Genomic DNA, 20,545 nt, shown 5'->3' with positions numbered 1-20,545 from the left:
GCTGGGCGGGAACGGCATGGGCCAGGTTAGGGGCGGGCATTGACAACGGGCTCACCCGTTCCAGAAGCCCTGCAACTGGTCGAAGGGGGGCATCGTCCGGAGGCGTTCGCGAGCGGCCGCAGGCGAGCGGCCGTCTGAGACCAGTGCCTCGTAGATGCGCTGTGCGACCTCCGTCGCCTCGGCGTCGGCGGGCCCGGGGCCCCCGAAGGGCTCGGGATCGTCACTGGTGTCCGTCTCGTGCATCACGCGGAGGGCGGTGACCGGCACCGTCTCCTCAAGCAGACGGATCAGGGCACGCACGTCATCCGAGCCGGCACCGCCAGTGCGCAGAGCCGCCTTCACCAGAGGGTGGCCCCGGTTGATCCGGCAGGTGACCTGGTCGTCGACACGGCGGACGTTCCACGCGTACACGAGCGGATCCCCGTGCGTGCGTGCGGCGATCTGCCCGCGGTGCCGAAGCACGTCGGCGGCCCTTCTCCTGGCCTGCAGGGCGATGCGCCGTAGATGAGAACGCAGTGCGACCGGCGGGACGACACTGGATTTCCGGACGTCGACCCCCCATTCGACATCCGTCTCGGCGGGGATGTCTACGGAGATCCGTGCCAGGTTGTACTTCTCCTCGCGGCGCAACCCGCGCTGTCCGAGCCAGTCACCGGCCAAGATCAAACGATCCCTGCGGTACACGTAGAACCCCTGCTGGTCGAGCCACCCACGCGGGCCGCCGGCCTTCTCGTACTCGTCCGGGGTGAGCCTCTGGGCACTGGGGAGGACGAACGCCTCTACCCGTACGGAACCTGCCGCCAACCGCAGACGCTCGACCGGAAGCGGTTGTACGGACGGGTGGCGGGACAGGAACGGGTCCCAGGGTTCGACGGGGCTGCCCGACACACGCAGGTTGCGACGTCGGCTTCCGGTGAGGAACCGGCCGAAGACCATGCCCAGATGGGACTCCGTGCGGGCGGCCTCCGCGTAGAACTGCTTCTGGGTCCGCTCGTCCTCGACCGTCACCGCGTCGACGTGGTAGCCGTTGAGGCGCCGCCACAACACGACCGTGCCATGGCCCGACTTGCCCCGGATCCTTTCGAGCAACTCGGTGGTCGTCTCGTCCGCGCCGTGTAGCAGCCGCCACTCGCCCGTCCTCTCGACGACGTCGAGGTCCCATGTGCGCACATGCCATTCGCCGGAGGTCGCGGTGGTGACGGTGAGCTGCCGGGCCTGTGAGAACGAGGCCGACTTGAGGCCGACGCCGAAGCGCCCCAGGTCCGTAGCGCTTCGGGGCGTCGCAGGACCTCGCGCGGCCACGGTCATGGCGGTCACGAGCTCGTCGGCGGTCATCCCGGCACCGTCGTCGGCAACGGCGATCCAGGAGTCCTGCCCGGCCCAGGTGAACTCGACGTCGATCGTGGACGCCCTTGCGGAGATGCTGTTGTCCACAAGGTCCGCGATGGCGGCAGGCAGGGAGTACCCGAGTGAACTGAGCGAGGCGACCATGCCTGCCGGCTCCGGAGCTGCTATGTCGTACGTCACGCCGAATGTCCAGCCTGTTTCCGATTTCTGATGCTGGTTGCGATTATCCACGTATGCCGTTCGGGCCATGCATGGGTAGTCGAGTTGGGGCGTGAACGTTCCATACGCCTCTCCGCGTGCTGAGGAAGGGGGCTTTGGTTCATGAGGCGACAGGGCGGCGGCGCCGTCCTACCGGAACCGTGGGTGCCAACCGACCGGCGACACCTGGAGCGCGTCCATGTGCACTTGGCACTGACCCACGGGAAACGTTCTCTTCACCACGTTGTAGTGCAATCCCTCGGTGGGGAGGTCGGGTCGCGTCAGGGCTGTCACCAAGGTGTCGAGGTCGGGCGGGGTTCCCAGGGCCTGTACGTAGCGGAGAGAGGTGGCGTGCATGTCCGGCGCCGGGAGAGGGCGAAGACCGAGTTGTTGGGGTGTGCCGACACACCAGGTCCAGTCGATCGCATCGAACGGTGGCCAGCCGGCCGGCAGCTTGGCCGTGGCCGTGCCCGCCCGCAGCTCTCCCCTCACACGGTCCAGCTGCTGGGCTGCGGAGGTGACCCAGTTCTCGGCCTTCATGACCTCGTGCAGGGAAAGTGCTTCGATCGGCCACTTGATCTCGAGACACAGACCGAGACGCCTGCCCGGGTCCACGACGACCACGTCCAGATCACCAGCAGATCTGCCGTCGGTCCTGACCACCGGGGCCCTTTCCGCGACCGAGGTGCCGGGTGTCGTGCGCAGCCAGGCAGCCCACGCTGCTGCGCGCCCGCCCTGCTCCCTGCCTATGTGACCGAATCCCCGGGAGGCCTGGGCGGCCGAGCGAAGCATGATCGGATCCACGGCCCTCGGAGTTACGAGGGATGGGCAGACGATGAGGACGTCGCCGTGTCGGATCAGCGGGGAGGTCCTGCACGAGCGCCCAGGCCGGTAGGTGAGTCTTTCCACCACCAGAGCCTGATGTGCCTCCGAGACGTCCGGGCACATCTCCGCGAGGACGGCCATCAGCCGGGTGTCTGTCAGGTGGAAGAGTGTCGTCTCCAGCCGGGAGAGCCTGTGTGCCGTCTGCTCGCACAGGGAGGCGAGTCCCATGATCACGGCCAGGACGCTGATCATGTCGCCGGCGGTCATCCCCTCGCCCAGGGGAAAGGAATCAGGCACCTGCCCTTCGGGCACCGACTGCCGGTATGCCTCGATCATCGTGGAGGCGCGCTGGACGGCAGCGCGCAGGACCTCTGGTGGCGGGCTGGTCCGGGAGTCGACAGTCCGAGTGGAGATCCATCGGCGCTCCGTCTCGGACAGCTTCGGTAGCCGTGTGGGACGTGCGTCGCGTTCGAGGAACATGTCGGCTACCTCGGCCGATGGGTTCCAGCGGTGGCGCATCCGGAAGTTTCCCCTGGTCACCCGTACCTGATAGGCCCCGCTCCGGACGCCCGTCTCCACTAGATCCAGCCGTTGGGCCGCTGCCGCGGCAATGACGATCTCGGCTGCGTCCTTCTCCGAGCACGTGCCCGTGCCGACGGGGTAGTCGTGGTGCCAGACGACGAGCTGGGCGAGGACGCTTTCCCACGGCAGGTCCGTCATCAGTCCTGCGCTGATCTCCATCGCGCGGAGTTTCGTCGCCGTCCGGAGAAGGTCGTAGATCCGCTCCGGTCCGGAGTTCCAGCCACGCAGTGAGCGGACCCTGTCACGAGCGCTGGCGATGGTGTCCAGCAGGTCCAGTTCGGGTTTCACGCAGGCTCCACTTGTGGGCGATCGGTGTTCGACGGGCCCTGCGACGTCTGGCGGGGCCGGTGGTGGGGGGCAGAGCGCGGGCCCTCCCGACCAGGCATTCAGAGGGTGGGGTCCCAGTACCCGACTTTCGAACCGTCAGGGGAACCGAACAGGTGCCAGCGGGAGAGGTTCCGGTTCCAGGACTGACAGGCCGTCTCGGGGAGCTGGAGACAACCGTGGTCCGCACCCTCATTCGTGATCATGCAGTTGGGGTCGTACAGACACGAGTCGTTGTCGATGGCCCGGCTCACGACCGCGTCGAGGTTCTGCTCAAGTACGGTCCGCATGGCACCGAGGCTGAATTCGCTACCGCCGTTGGGATAGATGGCGAAGGCCAGATCGTACGGGAACAGGTACTCGGAGAGGCTGGTCTCGCTGTAGCCACTGTCGACTGCCAGCGCCCGCAGGAGCTGATGCGACAGGGAGTGGAGCAGACCGAACAGCTCGTGGACGGGCAGGTCGGGATGCCCCGGTGCCGGGCGGGTCTCGTGGGAGAGGGCCTTGCCGTCGCTCGGGCCGAGCTGGTGCACCAGCCACTGGGCGACGCCGCCGGCGTCGTCGAGGGCGCGTCGACTCACGAGCTCGTTGCGGGCCAACCACCGGCTCACCCGTTCCCTGTCCACCGGGAAGAGCAGCGCCTCCGCCTGCGTGGGGTGCGCGTAGAGCAGGGTCTTCTCAGGCGTGCCCCGTGAGGCGCGCCCCCGGTAGGGCACGAGGTCCGCCTCCTCGGGGCTGAAACCCGTCCGGCTGTAGCCGATCGCGAGGTAGGTGATCGGAAGATCGCTCACCAGGCAGGTGTCCCGGCCGAGGCCGGCAGCCGCAAGGATCTCGGGGTAGCGCTCGTACAGGGCGTGGCGCTCGGCGTTGCGTGCCTCCCGCCGGAGACGGGGGACGCCCAAGCGTTCCAGGTTGAGGACCCGACGGTAGGTGTGCAGCTCGGCTGCGAGCCCGCGGGCGTCGTCGCTTTCTGTGTCGAGTCCGAGAGCCTTGCCCACCCGCTCCCTCAGATGGTCCACCTCGACGGGCATGAAGCGCGCCCGCAGTGCACGCGCCTGGTCGTGCAGACCGGCCTCCTCCATCACACGGATGCTCTCGACGACCTCGTCGGGGACGTCCACCGTGTGCCCGTCCGTGAGTCGCCGGAACTCCTCCTCGGTGATCTCACCGAGCCACCAGCCGAGCACGGCGGCTGTGTAGAGGGGGTTGCTCTGACGGGTGGCCTCTTCGGTCGTCGTCACGTTCACGAGCGTCAGGCCCTGGCCGACATGCGCTGTTCCCGCCGTGTGGAGCAGGGGATGCATGAACTTGTCCGGGTAGCTGCACGAGGAGTTGCTGCAGCTCCACTGCACACCCAGTGGGAAGCCGCATGTCATGCACTCCCACCGGAAGTCGCGGAACCGACTCGCACGGTCGTCCAGCCTGAACCGGGTGTGTCCTCTCGGGCACTTGCCCGGCGGGTACATGGGCGATATCTCGCCGCACCTGTGTGCGAATACGAACTGGAGCTGCCGGTTGCCGACGGCGTTGCCGCACGCGGGGCAGGCCGGCGGCCAGTCGTCCGTCCCCGGCCGGGGGTCACCGGCCGACCAGACGTGTCCGCACCTGCCGCTGGCGCAGCGCACCACCCGGGGCCAGATGCGGCAGAAGACCTTGCCGGGTACCACGACCTCGTAGTGACGATCAGCGAGCCGGTCCTCGTCTCCGGGGAACTCGGGTGCCCGGTCGGAGCCAGCGGCGAACGCACGGCCGGCGGCCCGCCACCTGCGTACGAACCGCATGGCCTCTTGGACCAAGTGCTCGCGGTCGAGCGAGGGGCCGTCGAACTCCTCGTCCCGTCCGAACTGCACCACCTGGGCGGTGTAGCCGCCGCGGTGGTCGAAAGTCTGACCGGGGCGGTACCGGTAGAGGACCTGCCCCCGGTCGCGGGCCATGTCCTCGCTCCTCGGGTTGAACGCCATCACGACCTCCTGCCGTCGGACACGATGTGGAACGGGATGCCCTCGGACACATCCCGGAGACTCGTCATGGGCCGGTACTCGAGGCCCAGGTAGTCGCCTGTGGCGCGGTATCCGCGGTTGTTGCCACCGGAGAGGCCGGCGGATGCCCCGGCGGAGCGGAGGCTGGCCAGCGCATGCTCCACCATGTCCTCGAGATCGCTGTGGAGCTCCTGCCCCTCCGGGCGATCCGACTGGAAGACCGTGTGAAGTGCCTCCAGCAGTTCGGTGAGCTGGACACCCTCGAGCCCTCCGAGCGAGGGATCACGGAGTGCGGCCTGCATCTTCGAGAGGTCGTGCAGGTGCCCTGGCGCGTTACCCGCCCGCCACCAGTCCCGGTTGGCGATCTGGAGGAGGTGGCCCATCAGTATCCCGGGGAGGGTCCTGCGCACGGCGAAACGGCTCCAGCGGTTGATGGCCACCGGCTCGACCATGCGGTCCAGGTACTCGTGGAACTTGCCGTGGTACCGGTAGTGCGACCGGTCCCGCTCCCTCACCGGGTTGAAGAGCATGAACACGAGGCCGTGGTACGCACGGCCGACCCGTGACGACGCCTGGATGTACTCGGCCATGGACCTGGGCATCCCGTTGAACAGCATGAGGTTCAACCGGTCCACGTCGACCCCGTGGCTGACCATGCTCGTCGCGACGACCATGCCCGTGCTGCCGTTGGTGCTGCCCAGGTCGTCCAGAACACCACGCACCTCGTCCAGACGCGTCTCGCCCTTGAGCTCGGCTACGCGGAGATCGGGGAACCCCTCCCTGCGCAGGACTTCGTTGACCTGGGTGTCCAGCGAGCGCCGGATACGGCCGAAGTCCACGAGGGTCGTCGCATATGTGAGGCTCGTGCGATACAGGTCGACGACTGCGCGGAGCTCCTCTTCCGGCCATGCGTCGAGAGCCGGGGGAAGGTCCCGGCGCTGGACGAGCTTCCACAGGGCCCGGTGTGCGGAAGTCAGGATCCTAACCAGCGTCATCTCCGCCGTACCCCGTGTCGGCATGACCCCAACGAAGCGGCGCAGGGGAAGGCCTCGGTCGAGACGCCAGTAAAAGCTCTCGTCGAGGTTGGGGCCGGGAAGAGGAACCACCACCGACCGCAGGCCGAAGAGGTGTTCGCTCTGGCGGTCCTCGCCACGGATGGTCGCGGTGGTCGCGACCACCTTCATCCGGACGCCCCGTCCGTCAGGGCGCTGCCGGGCTGTCAGCGTGCGCTGGACCTCTGCCAGGAGCCCCTCATAGTGCCCCGAGAACGCGCCGAGTTCCTCGTTGACCATGTGGAGTTCGTCGATGATCTCCAACGACGGGGAGGGGTCGTAGAGCGGAGTCCCCAAGGGCTTGGGAGGCGACTTCGGATGGCCTGGCGCATGACGCTCGTGGCACTTGCCACCACGACCGAACCCGTGGGGAGTGCACCAGGAGTCGACGTCCCCGAAGAGCGCGCCGAACCGGTCCGACAGCCCGATGTTCGCGAGCTTGTCCAGCGTGCCGACCACGACGGTGGGGAGGTAGCGGTAGATCTCCGTGTCCACCACGACGATCGGGAGGACCTTGCCGCACCGTTCGTTGCCGCAGACGTGTTCCAACCTGAGGCGCTGGGGGTCGGGCGGCGGGATGTGCACCGACCGCTCACCGCAGTAGGGGCAGTCGTGCACCAGTCGGAACGCGTGCCGCTCCGCCTCGCTCGACCGAAGGCGGTCGAGCGTGCGGTCGGCGGTCAGGGAGTTCGGTGTGTTGCCGCCGCCGGCGTAGAACCCGATGAAGAACGGCCACCCGGGGTCACCGCCGATCTCCCTGAGCCTGTCGGCGTTCCGGTCCCGGACGATGTCCGCGGCAGCGACGACGTCGAGTTGCCGCTGTGTCTGCTGCAGGGTGAGCAACCTGAGGGGGAAACGGCACCAGGCCGAGACCCCGACCTTCTTGCCCCTGGCGCGGTCGTAGAACATGCACACCAGCACCAGCCCGAGGTACGCCTCGGTCTTGCCGCCTCCCGTCGGATACCAGACGACGGTGGCCGCCTCTGTCGGATCCACACCCTGGTCGTCACCCCAGAGCCCGGGGGAGAAGCGGTGCTGTGGGTGCTCTCGCCAGGCCAGGGCGCCGAGCTGACTGACGATGGCCACGAGCTGGAACAGCCGCCATCCTCGATTCGGCCGCTTCCGACGCCGGTTGAGCTCCGTCATGGACTCGTTGGCGAGCTGGAAGGCGACCAGCAGGCGCCTGTCCCGTCGCAACCACGCGATGCCGTCGCGGAACCGCGAGACCTCAAGCGCGGCGGCCCGTCGGTCGGCCTCCTTCCGATCGGCCAGTCCGGGCCTGTCCTGGAGGTCCGCTGTGCTCCAGGCCGACGAGTGCAGGTACGCCTCCATCTCGTCGGCGAGGTCGTCGAGAACCGGAAGAGGGTCGGCCGCGAGCGCCGCGTACCCCCATCGCTCGTCGGTCCGGGCCACGGCGCGGTGGGTGTCGTGCTGTGGAACAGGCACACTGCGCACAGCCACGAGTCGCCCGTCATGCCACCGAGGCTCGACACCGCAGTTGTTCGCGTACGCCCCGAGTTCCCCGGAGTAGCGATAGGCGTCGGCACCGAGGTCCATCGTGATCGGCAGCAGACGGTCGCCCTCGACTTCGAGGCTCGCGCGGAACAGTGCATTGTCCCTGGCCTCGTCACGGCGGGTACGGCCGGCGTTGCTACCCCGACCTTGGACAGTGACGACGGGGTCTTTGGCGAGGTTCTGGAGTGTGGCCGTCACACGGAGCCGGCCGGAGGCGACCGGCCTCGACGTGACGACGACGTGCGCGGCGGGCGACGGCACCACGGGGTCCCCGCCCACCTCCCGGGCCAGCCACTGTTCGAAGGCCTCGTCATCCTTCATCGCGGTAGGAGGGACCAGTCGCTCTCGGCGGTCGCTCCCGACGCGACGGTCGATCCGCGGGTCGCGGAGAGTTAGCTTGACGGCCTCCGCGAAGGCGTGCCGGAACTCGGCTTCCAGGGTCTCCCGCAGACCGGCCTCGTGCCCTAGGACGATCTCCACCGGCCCCACCGTCACACCAAGTCGCTTGAACAACGGAGCCAGCCGGTAAGGCTCCTCACGTTCACCGGCCCATTCCAGTTGCTGGACGCGGGTCGGCAGCGCCGAGTAGTAAAATGAGGCTTTGGCCTTGACCGTGACGGAGCTGGCGTTCTCGGCTTCGAACTCGAACCCGAGGCTGTCCGGAGTGGTCCGTCCGTACCGTGGAGCGGCGCCGCCCGGCTCGACGGTGTGGGGACCGAGGCTTTCCATGAAATAGCGGGCACTGGGAGGTTCGCCCAGGCATACGTCGCCTTGGGCTTCTCCGGTCGCGTCGCTGACCACGGCGTTCACGAGGTGCTCGACGAGCGCTGTCTGCTGGGCGACGCTCGGCTCGAACGGGGAAGTGGTCACAGCGTCTCCCTGTGAGGCCGGGCGTGTGCCGCCGAAAGAGGGGAGGAGCTGCAAGAGGGCCTGACGAGGCAGGTGCCGTCGCTCGGGAACAGGCAACGGGGGAGCCGGATCTGCTCCGATGCGCGTGCCGGGGATGGTGAACATGCCGAACCGGCCCGCAGGACAGGGGTGTCCACGGGAACTCCAAGGTCCGTGAGTCAGAAGCCGCCATGGCACGACGCCATGGCCGGACACCTTCTGCTTCTCCGAACCTGAGCAGCATGGGCTCAGGCGGAGTGTAGTCACAAGCTGCTAACCGAAATTGGTCAAGTCTGTCTCGAACGATTCGATCTCTTGCTTGAATTGATCGGACGCACCGATGAGCTCCTGCTCGGAGCGGTCGGTGCCCCGTCCCCTTCGACCGTGAACGGGGCTGCCGACTTCTGCCGCAGGACTACGAGTGGCCCCGCTCTCGCCTGGCCGCTTCGGCTTCCCGGTCTTGGTCGTCGCGTGTCATTAGCTCGGGATCCCGTCCCGCACCTCGGGCGCTTGGTCCTGTGCGCCATGTGGAGTAGAGGCCCGCCAGAGCGATGGTCACCGCAGCGAGCGACTCGGGCGCGACTCCGAGCGCCACCAGCGCCACACCCGTCGCCAGCACGGTTACGAGGGCCGCCAGGTCGTACATGGAGCGACGGGTGGAAGGGGTGCGCTGGTGCATGACGGCTCTCCTCTGACGACGTACGTGACGGAGCCAGGCTGCGGTCCCCGACGGCAGCTCGGGTAGTGTTCTCTCCCTTCTATCTGAGAGAACCTCGAAATTGCTGAGAGAAAGAGAATGGACGCTGATGTCGGCTCGCCTGAGGGGGAAGGACGGGCGGCCGCCTGGTCTTCCCAGCGGAGCGAACGACGCAGAGGACCTGCTCGTCCTGTTCCTGCGCAGTCTTCGGGATACCGCCGGCCTTTCGGTGGCGCGGATACACCTTCTGTTGCCCGACATGGTGGGCGACAAGCCGAAGCCGGCCCCGTCGACACTGCACAGAGTCCTGAGAGGGGTGGGTCTCAAGAACCACCAAGGCTTGGTCACGGCCCTCATCGAGATCTGCATCGCGGACCCGGTTGAGGCGGCGAAGGCCCAGAGAAGGGCGCGTGCGCTGCTGAAGAGGGCGTGGGAGCAGCCAGCTCGGGCCGAGTCCGGCCAAGGCCAGGGCAATGACAAGGACTGTACTGCTCACTTGGCGAAACTCGTTCATGTGCACGAACAGCTGCTGGAGACCCAGGCCGCTCTTGGCCGCGCCCTCCAAGCCAAGGAACAGGCGGAGGCGAAACTCGACGCCCACTCGAGCTCACGCGAAGAGGAGATCACCGAACTGCGGCGAGGCCTGCTGGCCGTCACGGGTGAGCGGGACGCGGCGTTGAGGACCGTCCAGGAGGCGAAGCAGCAGATCACCGCCTTGGAGCGGAAGCTCGCCGCAGCCGGTACGTCCCCGACTCCTGGCAGGAAGGCTGAGCAAGGGCAGGGGACAGAATCGATCCCCGGCGTCACACACAGTATGAACGAGGTGGCGGTGGTGAGGGATGAGCTGCTGGGTCTCGATCCCTCCGGACGTCGAATGACGGCCGTGCTGGAGCACGCCACGGAGAAACTGCTCGACGGGGAGCTCACCGGACGGTTCCGCTGGGAGGAGCTCACCAAGTCGGAGAAGGCGATGACTGGGCAACTCGTCGGGAACCTGATGCGACACGACTTCCGGTTCGACACCCGCGGACCGCTCGACTTCAGGATCGCCGGGGTTGATGTGGATCTCGAGGTGACTTCCGGTTCGACCTGGATCATCCCGAGGGAAGCCCAGGGCCGTGTGTGCATGCTGGTCCACCTCGACCACCGCAGGGGGGTGTGGAGCCTCGGAGTGGTGAGGGCGACCGAGGAGCTGCTGCTCTCTGGCGCCAACAAGGACGGCAAGCGGAATCTGCGCCGAGCCGGGCGCGAAGTGATCGAGTGGGTCCACAAGGACAGTCGTCTGCCGGTGAACGTCCTGAACCGACTTCCTGCTGCCGACTTGCAGACGGTGCTTGCCCAGACAACCGGCCAGGGGCGCGTGAACGAATTGTTCCGTGTGGCGCAGCGCCAGTCGGTGACCCTTCCGGTCCTCGCCACGGTCGCCAGGCAGCGGGATGCGGCGAAGAGAGCGCGGGATGCCCGGAGAATTCTGGCCGCCGAGGGCATCCTCGTCCTGAACCACCGTAACTCCGATCCTGAGATCGCCAGGGCCTTGGGGCTCCCAGTCCCGGAGAGAGGGACGTGGGTCAGCGTTCGTCTGGCGCCGGCCACCGAGGAAGAACGTGGCTCAGGTCGGTCGGTCGTCCTGTCCGGTACATGGTGGAGGCTGGCGAAGCCGGATGACGAGGTGAGTCCCCTTCCCGGCCACTGACAGACTCCGCTCGCAGGCCCTACCCAAGCGGTCCTGTTGTGTTCGATTAGCTGAGGGTTATGTGGGATCGCCCCCGGACGCAGGGACACCCCAGGGACTTTTCAGGGACTTTCACGTCTGTCCCAGGGAGGTTTCAGGGATTTTCCGCCGCGTAAGCAGGGAAGGCCCTGACAGCGCTGAAAGACACACGAACGCGCTGGTCAGGGCCTACTTCCCTAGCACTCGATGATGTTCACCGCCAGCCCGCCCCGGGCCGTCTCCTTGTACTTCACGCTCATGTCGGCGCCGGTCTCCTTCATGGTCTTGATGACCTTGTCGAGGGAGACGTGGTGGCGGCCGTCGCCGCGCAGCGCCATGCGGGCCGCCGTGACGGCCTTCACCGAGGCCATGCCGTTGCGCTCGATGCAGGGGATCTGGACGAGGCCGCCCACCGGGTCGCAGGTCAGGCCGAGGTTGTGCTCCATGCCGATCTCGGCGGCGTTCTCCACCTGCTCGGGCGTGCCGCCCAGGACCTCCGCCAGGCCGCCGGCCGCCATGGAGCAGGCCGAGCCGACCTCGCCCTGGCAGCCGACCTCGGCGCCGGATATGGAGGCGTTCTCCTTGAAGAGCATGCCGATGGCGCCCGCGGCGAGGAGGAAGCGGACCACGCCCTCCTCGTCGGCGCCGGGGACGAAGTTCATGTAGTAGTGCAGGACGGCGGGGATGATGCCGGCCGCGCCGTTGGTGGGGGCGGTGACGACCCGGCCGCCGGCCGCGTTCTCCTCGTTCACGGCCATCGCGTACAGAGTGATCCACTCCATGGCGTGGGCCTGCGCGTCGCCCTCGGCGCGCAGGGCGCGGGCGGCGTTGGCGGCCCGGCGCCGGACCTTCAGGCCGCCGGGGAGGATGCCCTCGCGGGACATGCCGCGGCTGACGCACGCCTGCATGACGCGCCAGATCTCCAGCAGACCGGCGCGGATCTCGTCCTCCGTGCGCCAGGCCTTCTCGTTCTCCAGCATCAGCGAGGCTATGGACAGCCCGGTCTCGCGGGACAGCCGCAGCAGCTCGTCACCGGTGCGGAAGGGGTACTTCAGCACGGTGTCGTCGAGCTTGATCCGGTCCTCGCCGACCGCGTCCTCGTCGACGACGAAGCCGCCGCCCACCGAGTAGTAGGTCTTCTCCAGCAGCGGGGCGCCGCTCGCGTCGTAGGCGAAGAGCGTCATGCCGTTCGCGTGGTACGGCAGCGAGCGGCGGCGGTGCAGGATCAGCTCGTTCGGCTCGTCGAACGGGATCTCGTGCGCGTCGCCTATCTCGGCACCCAGCAGCCGCAGCCGGCCGGTCGTGCGGATGCGCTCGACCTCGTCGTCGGCCGTCTCGACGTCGACGGTGCGGGGGGAGTGGCCCTCCAGACCCAGCAGTACGGCCTTGGGGGTGCCGTGGCCGTGGCCGGTGGCGCCGAGCGAGCCGAACAGCTCGGCGCGGACCGAGGCCGTCTGCGCGAGGACGCCGTCCTTCTTGAGGCGTCCGGCGAACATCCGGGCCGCGCGCATCGGGCCGACCGTGTGCGAACTGGACGGGCCGATGCCGATGGAGAAGAGGTCGAAGACGGAGATGGCCACGGTGGCGGACTCCCTTGTCTGCTCGTGGTGGACGTGGAGCAATGGGGCGGGTGTGACATTTTGTGCCGACTGTCGAGCCTAACGCGGGCGCGGCACAGGCTCGCAGACGCGAGTCGGCGGACGGCCGTCCTCCGCGACAACAGCGGGGGACGGGGCGGCTCGCTCCCCGGAAAACCGGGGCGGATGGGGAGGAACCGGCCGGTCGTGGGGCAGGACGAGGCCCCGGTACGACGTACGGCTCCCCTGATCCGGCGTACGGATGCCCGGGCCGCTCGGCTCAGGGCGGGCGGCTCCGGTCCTCGGCGTGCCGATGGGCGGGTACGTACTCCCGTTCCGGGCGTGCCGACGGGCCGGTACGTAGACCGGCGGCGCGGGTGCGCGGTCCCGTCCCGAGCGCCGTCCCGTCCCGAGCGTGCCGACGGGTCGGCATACGGACCGGCGGCGGGTGCGCGTTCCCGCCCCGAGCGCGCCGATGGGCCGGTACGGAGTCCCGTACCGGCCCATCGTGGTGATGCGCGCGGCCGTACGACCGGACAGTGCGTCCCGCGGACGGGACGAGCGCGTCCCGCGGACGGGACGGCGGACGGGCCGGAGGGGGCCTCCGGCCGTCGCGGGACCGCGGCGTGTGCCGCGGCCGGATTACAGCGAGGGGTACAGCGGGTGCTTGGCGGCCAGGGCGGTCACCCGGGCCTTGAGCGCCTCGGCGTCGTAGGAGGGCTTCAGCGCCTCCGCGATCACGTCGGCGACCTCGCGGAAGTCCTCCTCCTGGAAGCCGCGGGTGGCCAGCGCCGGGGTGCCGATCCGCAGGCCCGAGGTGACCATCGGGGGCCGCGGGTCGTTCGGGACGGCGTTGCGGTTGACCGTGATGCCGACCTCGTGCAGGCGGTCCTCGGCCTGCTGGCCGTCCAGCTCGGAGTTGCGCAGGTCCACCAGGACCAGGTGCACGTCCGTGCCGCCGGAGAGGACGGAGACGCCGGCCTCGGTGACGTCCGGCTGGACCAGGCGCTCGGCCAGGATGCGGGCGCCGGTCAGGGTGCGCTGCTGGCGCTCCTTGAACTCCTCCGACGCCGCGACCTTGAAGGACACCGCCTTGGCCGCGATCACGTGCTCCAGCGGGCCGCCCTGCTGACCGGGGAAGACTGCCGAGTTGATCTTCTTGGCGAGCTCCTGCGTGGACAGGATCACACCGCCGCGCGGGCCGCCGAGGGTCTTGTGCGTGGTGGTGGTGACGACGTGCGCGTGCGGCACCGGCGAGGGGTGCAGCCCCGCCGCGACCAGGCCCGCGAAGTGCGCCATGTCGACCATCAGGTAGGCGCCGACCTCGTCCGCGATCCGGCGGAACGCCGCGAAGTCGAGCTGGCGCGGGTACGCGGACCAGCCGGCGACGATCAGCTTCGGGCGGTGCTCCTTGGCGAGGCGCTCGACCTCCTCCATGTCGACCAGGTTGGTCTGCTCGTCGACGTGGTAGGCGACCACGTTGTAGAGCTTGCCGGAGAAGTTGATCTTCATGCCGTGGGTCAGGTGCCCACCGTGCGCGAGGTTCAGACCCAGGATGGTGTCGCCCGGGTTGAGCAGCGCGAACATCGCGGCGGCGTTGGCCTGCGCACCGGAGTGCGGCTGCACGTTGGCGGCCTCGGCGCCGAAGAGCGCCTTGATGCGGTCGATGGCGATCCGCTCGACCACGTCGACGTGCTCGCAGCCGCCGTAGTAGCGGCGGCCCGGGTAGCCCTCGGCGTACTTGTTGGTGAGGACCGAGCCCTGGGCCTCCATGACGGCGACGGGGGCGAAGTTCTCCGACGCGATCATTTCGAGGGTGGACTGCTGGCGGTGGAGCTCGGCGTCGACGGCGGCGGCCACGTCGGGGTCGAGCTCGTGGAGGGAGCTGTTGAGAAGCGACATCAGACTTCCTGGGCGGGAGGTTCCTGGACGGAGGGGCGGGCGGGACCGGGCGGGTTCAGCCGGCGGCGAAGGCGGTGTACTCGTCGGCCGTGAGCAGATCGTCCGGCTCGCCGGACACCTTCACCTTGAACAGCCAGCCGCCCTCGAACGGGGCGGAATTCACCAGCGAGGGGTCGTTGACGACATCCTCGTTGATCTCGGTGACCTCGCCACTGACCGGTGCGTACAGGTCGCTGACCGACTTGGTCGACTCCAGCTCACCGCAGGTCTCGCCCGCCGTGACCGTGTCACCGACCTCAGGAAGCTGCACGTAGACCACATCGCCGAGCGCGTTGGCCGCGTGCTCGGTGATGCCGACCGTCGAGACGCCGTCCGCGGCGGCCGACAGCCACTCGTGCTCCTTGCTGTAGCGCAGCTGCTGGGGGTTGTTCATGGCTCGATTCTCCTGGATGTGTGGCAGTGCGGGTGCGGGGGGTCTTGAGGAGTGAGACGCGAATGCGTCACGTTCGGGAGGTACGGGCGGGTCGTCCGGCGTGCGGAGACAGGGGGAGACGGGCGGCCGGGAGGCCGCGACGGCTCGCGAAACCACATGAAAGCGGGATGAAGCGGGTGGGGGGATGCGTGACGGTGACGAGGGGCGATCACTTCGGGTCGCCGTGGAGTTCCGATCCGATCGCTCGACGGCTTCTTGTGACCGTTTCGAACATCACAGAGGCCGGTCGTGCCGAGGGCCGGGCCCGGGCGTGTCGGTCACCCGGGGCTCGTCCGTCACCCCGGGCTCGTCCCGCGCCACCGTCACTCGTCCCGCGCCACCGTCACGCGGTACGCGTCGGCGTCAGTCGGTACGCGTCGGCGTTCCGGAGCGGCGGTGCGTGCCGTCCGCCGGGGCGGAGGGGCCGTCCTGTCGTGGCGCGGACCGCCTCACCCCCGCGGATCACATCCGCCGCTCGGCGATCACCTCTGCCGCTCGCGGACCGCTCCCGCTACCGGGAACGACTGTCCCCGTTACTGGGAACGACTGTCCCCGTTACTGGGAACGACTGCTTCCGCTACCGGGAACGACCGCCCGTGGATCACTTCTGCCGCTTGTAGAACGGCAGCGCGACCACGTCGTACGGCTCGTGGCTGCCGCGGATGTCCACCGCGACGCCCTCGGTCCCGGGCGCGGCGTGTGCCGCGTCGACGTAGGCGATGGCGATCGGCTTGCCCAGCGTGGGGGACGGGGCACCCGAGGTCACCTCGCCGATGACCGTGCCGTCGGCCGCCACCACCGGGAACCCGGCGCGCGGCACCCGGCGGCCCTGGGCCACCAGGCCCACGAGCTTGCGCGGCGGCGCGGACGCGGCGCGCTCGGCCGCCTCCTCCAGCGCGGCCCGGCCGACGAAGGCGCCGTTGTTCGAGGTCTTGTCGAACTTCACGACCCGGCCCAGACCGGCGTCGAAGGGCGTGGTGTCGCGGGTCAGCTCGTGCCCGTACAGCGGCATGCCCGCCTCCAGGCGCAGCGTGTCCCGGCAGGACAGGCCGCACGGCACCAGGCCCGCGTCGCGGCCGGCGGCCAGCAGCGCGTCCCACAGGCCCGGCGCGTCCTCGGGCCGGACGAACAGCTCGAAGCCGTCCTCGCCGGTGTAGCCGGTGCGGGCGATCAGCGCCTGGACGCCGGCGACCGTGCCGGGCAGGCCGGCGTAGTACTTCAGCCCGTCCAGGTCGGCGTCGGTGAGCGCCTTGAGGATGCCGGGGGACTCCGGGCCCTGCACGGCGAGCAGCGCGTAGGCGTCCCGGTCGTCGCGTACCTCGGCCTCGAAACCGGCGGCCCGCTCGGTCAGCGCGTCCAGCACCACCTGGGCGTTGGAGGCGTTGGCGACGACCATGTACTCCCGGTCGGCCAGCCGGTAGACGATCAGGTCGTCCAGGATGCCGCCGCGCTCGTCGCAGATCATGGTGTACCGGGCGCGGCCGACGGCCACCCCGCCGATGTTGCCCACCAGCGCGTGGTCCAGCAGGTCCGCGGCGCCCGGCCCGGTGACGGTGATCTCGCCCATGTGGGACAGGTCGAAGAGGCCGGCCCGGGTGCGGACCGCGATGTGCTCCTCGCGCTCGCTGCCGTACCGCAGCGGCATGTCCCAGCCGGCGAAGTCGGTCATGGTCGCGCCGAGCGCGCGGTGGGTGGCGTCGAGCGCCGTACGACGTGGGGCTTCGGTCATGGTTCCGGCCTCCGGGCAGGGGTGACGGGACGGTCTCCCCATCTGTCATCGGAACCTGAGAGGTTCACCGGGAGTCCGTGCCCGGACCCGGTTTGCACCTTGGGTGGAGCCGCCGCTGCGGCCCGCTTTTCAGATCTGCCTCGCCCGCGCGGTATAGGGGCCTGAGAGATTCAAGGGAGGACTTGCTCCTTCGGCGCCCCGCCGTGGCGGCCGGGGACTCTCCCGCGCGGATTCAAGCGGCCGGTATGCAGTTGGCTGTGCGTATGGCTGTGCGTGGTGCGTGCGTGTGCCGGTCGCGGGACGCGTACGGGCGTACGAACGGCCGTACGGGAAGCGCAAGGACGCACGACCCGGACGGCGCGCACATCATCGCACGGGATCGCCGGATGCAGGAGTCCCGGCCGGAACCGGAGGCCCGGAGGCCCCGCCGGGCCCGTTCCCGCTCCTGGGTTCCGTGGCGTCCGGACCGTCCTCTTCCTGCGGGTTCCGTACCGTCGGCCCGTTCCGGCTCCTGGGTTTCCGCGGCGCTCGTACCGCTTCCGCTCCCGTGTTCCGCGGCGTCCGCCCGTCCCCGCTCCCGTGTTCCGCGGCGTCCCGCCCGGCCCGTCCCCGCTTCCGGTTCCGCGGCGTCCCGGCCCGCACCGCCCGCACTCTGCCCCCCACAGCGCATTACCTTTTCTTTACACTCTCCGGGTAGGGGACGGGCCAGAACGTTCGGGGAGGGGCGATCACGTGTCAAGGCAAGCCGCATGCGCGACGGTTGGGGGGTTCACGTCGCCCCCGGGCGTCGGGGTGAAGGGGGTGTCCGGCCCGGTGCCCCGGCCCCGGCGCGCCGCGCGCTCGGTGGTCCGGCCCGGCCGCGGCGCCTACGTCGTGGACCTGCGGGACCGGCGCACCGCCCGCGCGCTCCAATTCCCCGCGGGGGACCTGGTCGTGGTCTCGGGGCTGCCGGGCAGCGGCAAGAGCACGCTCATGCACCGGGTGGTGCCGCCGGCGGACGCGTCCGGCGCGGCGGTGCACCGCATCGACTCCCAGGACGTGCGCGAGCGCTGGGCCCGGGGCAGGCTGCGCGCCCTGCCGTACGGCCTGTACCGGCCACTGGTGCGCGCCGCCCATTACCTGGGCCTGCGGCGGGCGCTGCGCTCCGGCGGCAGTGTCGTGGTGCACGACTGCGGAACGCTGGCGTGGGTGCGCCGCTGGATAGCCCGCAGCGCCCGGCGCGGCGGGCGGGGGCTGCACCTGGTGCTGCTGGACGTGCCGCCCGAGGTCGCGCTGTCCGGCCAGCGGGATCGCGGACGCGGCGTCTCCCGCTACGCCTTCGCCCGGCACCGCCGCGCGGTCCGCCGCCTGACGGAGGACGCGCGGGCGGCCCGGCTGCCGCGCGGGTTCACCTCGGTGGTCCTGCTGGACCGCGCGGCGGCGGAGGCGCTGCGGTCGGTCGCCTTCGGGTGAGGCCCGCGAGCCGCCGGCGGGCGGCGGCTCGGGCGCGTGCGGAGCGGCGCGCGGCCACCCGCCCGGGGCGGCGCCGCTCCTCCTGGCCGTCGGCTCACGCGAGCTTGGCGTCGGCTCACGCGAGCTTGGCGTCGGCTCACGCGAGTTCGGCGTCGGCTCACGCGGGTCGGCCGTCGGCTCACACGAGCTTGCCCAGAACGGCCTGCGGCAGGCCGAGGAGCGCGGAGAGCAGGCCGGTCTTCTCCTCCTTGGTCGCCTCCCGCGGACCGGACGCGTTGTCCTGCGGGTTCGTCTGGGGGTCGGCCTGCGGAGAGGTCTGCGGGGTGGTGTACGAGTCGTCCGGGCTGGCGTACGGGTCGGCGACCTGTGACGTGCTGGTGCCCGCGGGTGCCGTGGCCGCGTTCGGGTCGGCGGCCGTGGCCGCCGGCTCGGTGTACGGCGCGTCGGTGTCCCCGGCCGTCTTCGGGGCGGCCTCCGAGGCGGGGTCCTCCGGAGCGGTGGTGTCGTCCGTCGTACGGGTCCCCGGCGCCTTGGGGAAGAGCCGCGAGGACGGGAACGTCGAACCGGCGGCGGGCTGCGTGGCCGCGGGCTGGGTGGCGGTGGCCGGGGCCGCCGCGGTGCCCTCCGGGCGGGTGGCCTGCTCGGCGGCCGGGGCCTCGGGAGCGTACGGGTCGTCAGCGGCCTGCGTGTCGGCGGGCTGTGCCTCGGCGGGCTGGGTCTGCGTCGGCTGGGTGGCGGTGCCCACGCCCTGCTCCTTCTGGATCTGCTTCGGGACCTCGATCCCCGTGGTGGTGAGCATGTCGGCCACCGACTGGGCGATCTTCTCGCCCAGCGGCTTCCAGTTCTGCGTGGACGCCGTGGTCCCGTCATCGGCCCGGTCGGTGACCTGGGCGATCCCGTGCCGCAGCCCGTTCTGCGCGGCGCGCAGCCCCCGGGTGTCGGAGCGCAGGCCGGGGACGCCGGCTCTGCGCGCGGACTTCCCGGCCCGGTCCACGCTGCGCAGCGCGCCGTCCAGACGGGAGTTCACCTTCTTGACCAGGGGGACGGTGTCCGCGCCGGACCCGGCGGCGTTCGACAGTTCCCCGGCGGCCCGCAGGAGCGCGCCGATATCGGTGACCGCTTTGGTCTGGTCCCGGGTGACCTGGGAGGGGAGGGCGACGGCGGCGGGACCCGCGACGCCGAGCGCGAGCGCGCCGGCGAGGGCGGTGCCGACGAACGTGCGGGCGGTCCGGTTCATGGTCATGAGCTGCCTTTCTGGAACATGACGACAAGTCAGGATCTTTCCCGTGAAACCATCCGGGCCACTGTCACTGTCCGCAACCGCAAGCGCGCGTCGCGTGCGCATCCGGGTGTACGGGGCGTCCGGGCCGGGCCCGGCGCTAGGGTTTCGGAACAGGTACACCAGTGCGGACGGGGCGGATGAACATGGAATTCACGGGGACGGAGCAGGGCATCCCGCGGCTCGCGTGGCCCGCGAACGAACTGGAGGAGGTGCTCGCCGCCTCGGTGGGGCGCCCCGAGGCGGCCGGCCGGATCCTGGAGGTGCTGGGCCGCAGCCGGGTGTGGGTCCCGCTGCCGCGCGGCGGCGGCCCGGAGAGCGCCGGCCCCGGCGCCGCGGGCCTGGACCTGCCCACCGTCGAGATCGACGAGGTGGCGTACGTCCCCGTGTTCAGCTCCGAGCAGGAGTTCCTGCGGGTCGCCGGGCCCCACATGTCCTACACGGTCGCGCCCGCCCGCGAGTTCGCCCGCGGCCTGCCCCCGCTGATCGGCATCGCGGTCAATCCGGAGGGCACCGTCGGCGCCCCGCTGCCGCCGCCCGCGGTGGCCGCGCTGTGCCGCGCGGGGTGGGAGGACGACCTGACGGGGCCACAGCCGGGGGCCATGGGCGGCCGGGTGCGGCTGTTCCAGCCCGACTGGCAGGACGAACCGGTGGATTTCCTCTCGGCGGCCGGGCTGGAGTTCTCCGGCGCGCCCGGGGTGCGCACCGCGCGCCGGGCGCTGGCCAGCGTCGAGGGCGGGCCGCCGGGTCTCTTCATAGGCGTGCAGGTGGACGGACACGCCGGGCCGCTGCCCGGCGACGCCGACCGGGACGTGGTGCTGGCCGCGCTCGGCCGCGCGCTCGGCGCCGTCCCCGTGCCCTGGCCCGTCCAACTCGTCATGCTGGATCTCGCCCAGGGCGACCCGGTGGCCGACTGGATGCTGGAGCGCGTCCGCCCCTTCTACGCGCGGGACCCCTCGTAAGCTGGTGAACGACCGGCGGGGGCACTCCACGCGCCCGCCCACAGAAGGGACGGA

At 70.1% G+C, this 20,545-nt stretch carries 12 protein-coding genes and 1 riboswitch; of the genes, 3 read left to right on the top strand and 9 right to left on the bottom strand.

The window, feature by feature from the left end; all coding sequences use genetic code 11:
• Nucleotides 1-51: 51 nt before the first annotated feature.
• The 4 genes from ABZX96_RS28005 to ABZX96_RS27990 form a co-directional block, all read right to left on the bottom strand.
• Nucleotides 52-1,527 (bottom strand): ATP-binding protein, encoded by a 1,476-nt coding sequence (locus tag ABZX96_RS28005; protein WP_355549727.1) that lies wholly within the window; start codon nucleotides 1,525-1,527, stop codon nucleotides 52-54.
• Between the two features lie 168 nt (nucleotides 1,528-1,695).
• Complete coding sequence (locus ABZX96_RS28000; RefSeq protein ID WP_355549726.1) at nucleotides 1,696-3,240, bottom strand: hypothetical protein; 1,545 nt, start codon at nucleotides 3,238-3,240, stop codon at nucleotides 1,696-1,698.
• 98 nt (nucleotides 3,241-3,338) lie between these two features.
• On the bottom strand, nucleotides 3,339-5,237 hold the full coding sequence (locus ABZX96_RS27995) for a hypothetical protein (RefSeq protein WP_355549724.1): 1,899 nt from the start codon (nucleotides 5,235-5,237) through the stop codon (nucleotides 3,339-3,341).
• Entirely contained in the window at nucleotides 5,237-8,692 is a 3,456-nt protein-coding gene (locus tag ABZX96_RS27990) for a helicase-related protein (protein WP_355549722.1), read from the bottom strand. Before ABZX96_RS27990 ends, ABZX96_RS27995 begins: the two co-directional genes overlap by 1 nt.
• A gap of 824 nt (nucleotides 8,693-9,516) precedes the next feature.
• Here ABZX96_RS27990 and ABZX96_RS27985 point away from each other — a divergent pair.
• Nucleotides 9,517-11,100: a NaeI family type II restriction endonuclease gene (locus ABZX96_RS27985; protein WP_355549720.1), complete on the top strand. Its 1,584-nt coding sequence runs from the start codon at nucleotides 9,517-9,519 to the stop codon at nucleotides 11,098-11,100.
• Nucleotides 11,101-11,315: 215 nt separating this feature from the next.
• Here ABZX96_RS27985 and ABZX96_RS27980 read toward each other — a convergent pair whose 3' ends face one another.
• The 4 genes from ABZX96_RS27980 to gcvT form a co-directional block, all read right to left on the bottom strand.
• Nucleotides 11,316-12,698 (bottom strand): L-serine ammonia-lyase, encoded by a 1,383-nt coding sequence (locus tag ABZX96_RS27980; RefSeq protein ID WP_355549718.1) that lies wholly within the window; start codon nucleotides 12,696-12,698, stop codon nucleotides 11,316-11,318.
• Nucleotides 12,699-13,337: 639 nt separating this feature from the next.
• A complete protein-coding gene (glyA, locus tag ABZX96_RS27975) occupies nucleotides 13,338-14,597 on the bottom strand; it encodes a serine hydroxymethyltransferase (RefSeq protein WP_355549716.1) in 1,260 nt (419 codons plus the stop codon).
• 55 nt (nucleotides 14,598-14,652) lie between these two features.
• On the bottom strand, nucleotides 14,653-15,030 hold the full coding sequence (gene gcvH, locus ABZX96_RS27970; RefSeq protein WP_355549714.1) for a glycine cleavage system protein GcvH: 378 nt from the start codon (nucleotides 15,028-15,030) through the stop codon (nucleotides 14,653-14,655).
• 640 nt (nucleotides 15,031-15,670) lie between these two features.
• The gene (gcvT, locus tag ABZX96_RS27965; protein WP_355549712.1) at nucleotides 15,671-16,798 is read right to left on the bottom strand and encodes a glycine cleavage system aminomethyltransferase GcvT; all 1,128 of its coding nucleotides are present in this window, start codon (nucleotides 16,796-16,798) and stop codon (nucleotides 15,671-15,673) included.
• A 139-nt stretch (nucleotides 16,799-16,937) separates the two neighbouring features.
• Nucleotides 16,938-17,033: riboswitch (glycine riboswitch) on the bottom strand.
• A gap of 608 nt (nucleotides 17,034-17,641) precedes the next feature.
• On the opposite strand from gcvT, the gene ABZX96_RS27960 reads away from it, so the two are divergent.
• Nucleotides 17,642-18,250 carry an AAA family ATPase gene (locus ABZX96_RS27960; protein ID WP_355549742.1) on the top strand — a complete coding sequence of 203 codons (609 nt, stop codon included), beginning with the start codon at nucleotides 17,642-17,644 and terminating at the stop codon, nucleotides 18,248-18,250.
• Nucleotides 18,251-18,428: 178 nt separating this feature from the next.
• On the opposite strand, the gene ABZX96_RS27955 is transcribed toward ABZX96_RS27960, so the two are convergent.
• Complete coding sequence (locus tag ABZX96_RS27955; protein WP_355549710.1) at nucleotides 18,429-19,493, bottom strand: hypothetical protein; 1,065 nt, start codon at nucleotides 19,491-19,493, stop codon at nucleotides 18,429-18,431.
• Between the two features lie 182 nt (nucleotides 19,494-19,675).
• Here ABZX96_RS27955 and ABZX96_RS27950 point away from each other — a divergent pair, with 182 nt between their 5' ends.
• Nucleotides 19,676-20,491 carry an enhanced serine sensitivity protein SseB gene (locus tag ABZX96_RS27950; protein WP_355549740.1) on the top strand — a complete coding sequence of 272 codons (816 nt, stop codon included), beginning with the start codon at nucleotides 19,676-19,678 and terminating at the stop codon, nucleotides 20,489-20,491.
• Nucleotides 20,492-20,545 lie beyond the last annotated feature (54 nt).

Source organism: Streptomyces sp. NPDC003077 (assembly GCF_040611095.1).
In the GTDB taxonomy this organism is placed as follows: domain Bacteria; phylum Actinomycetota; class Actinomycetes; order Streptomycetales; family Streptomycetaceae; genus Streptomyces.
The sequence above is the reverse complement of the archived record's forward strand: the minus strand, read 5'-3'. Positions and strand labels throughout refer to the sequence as shown.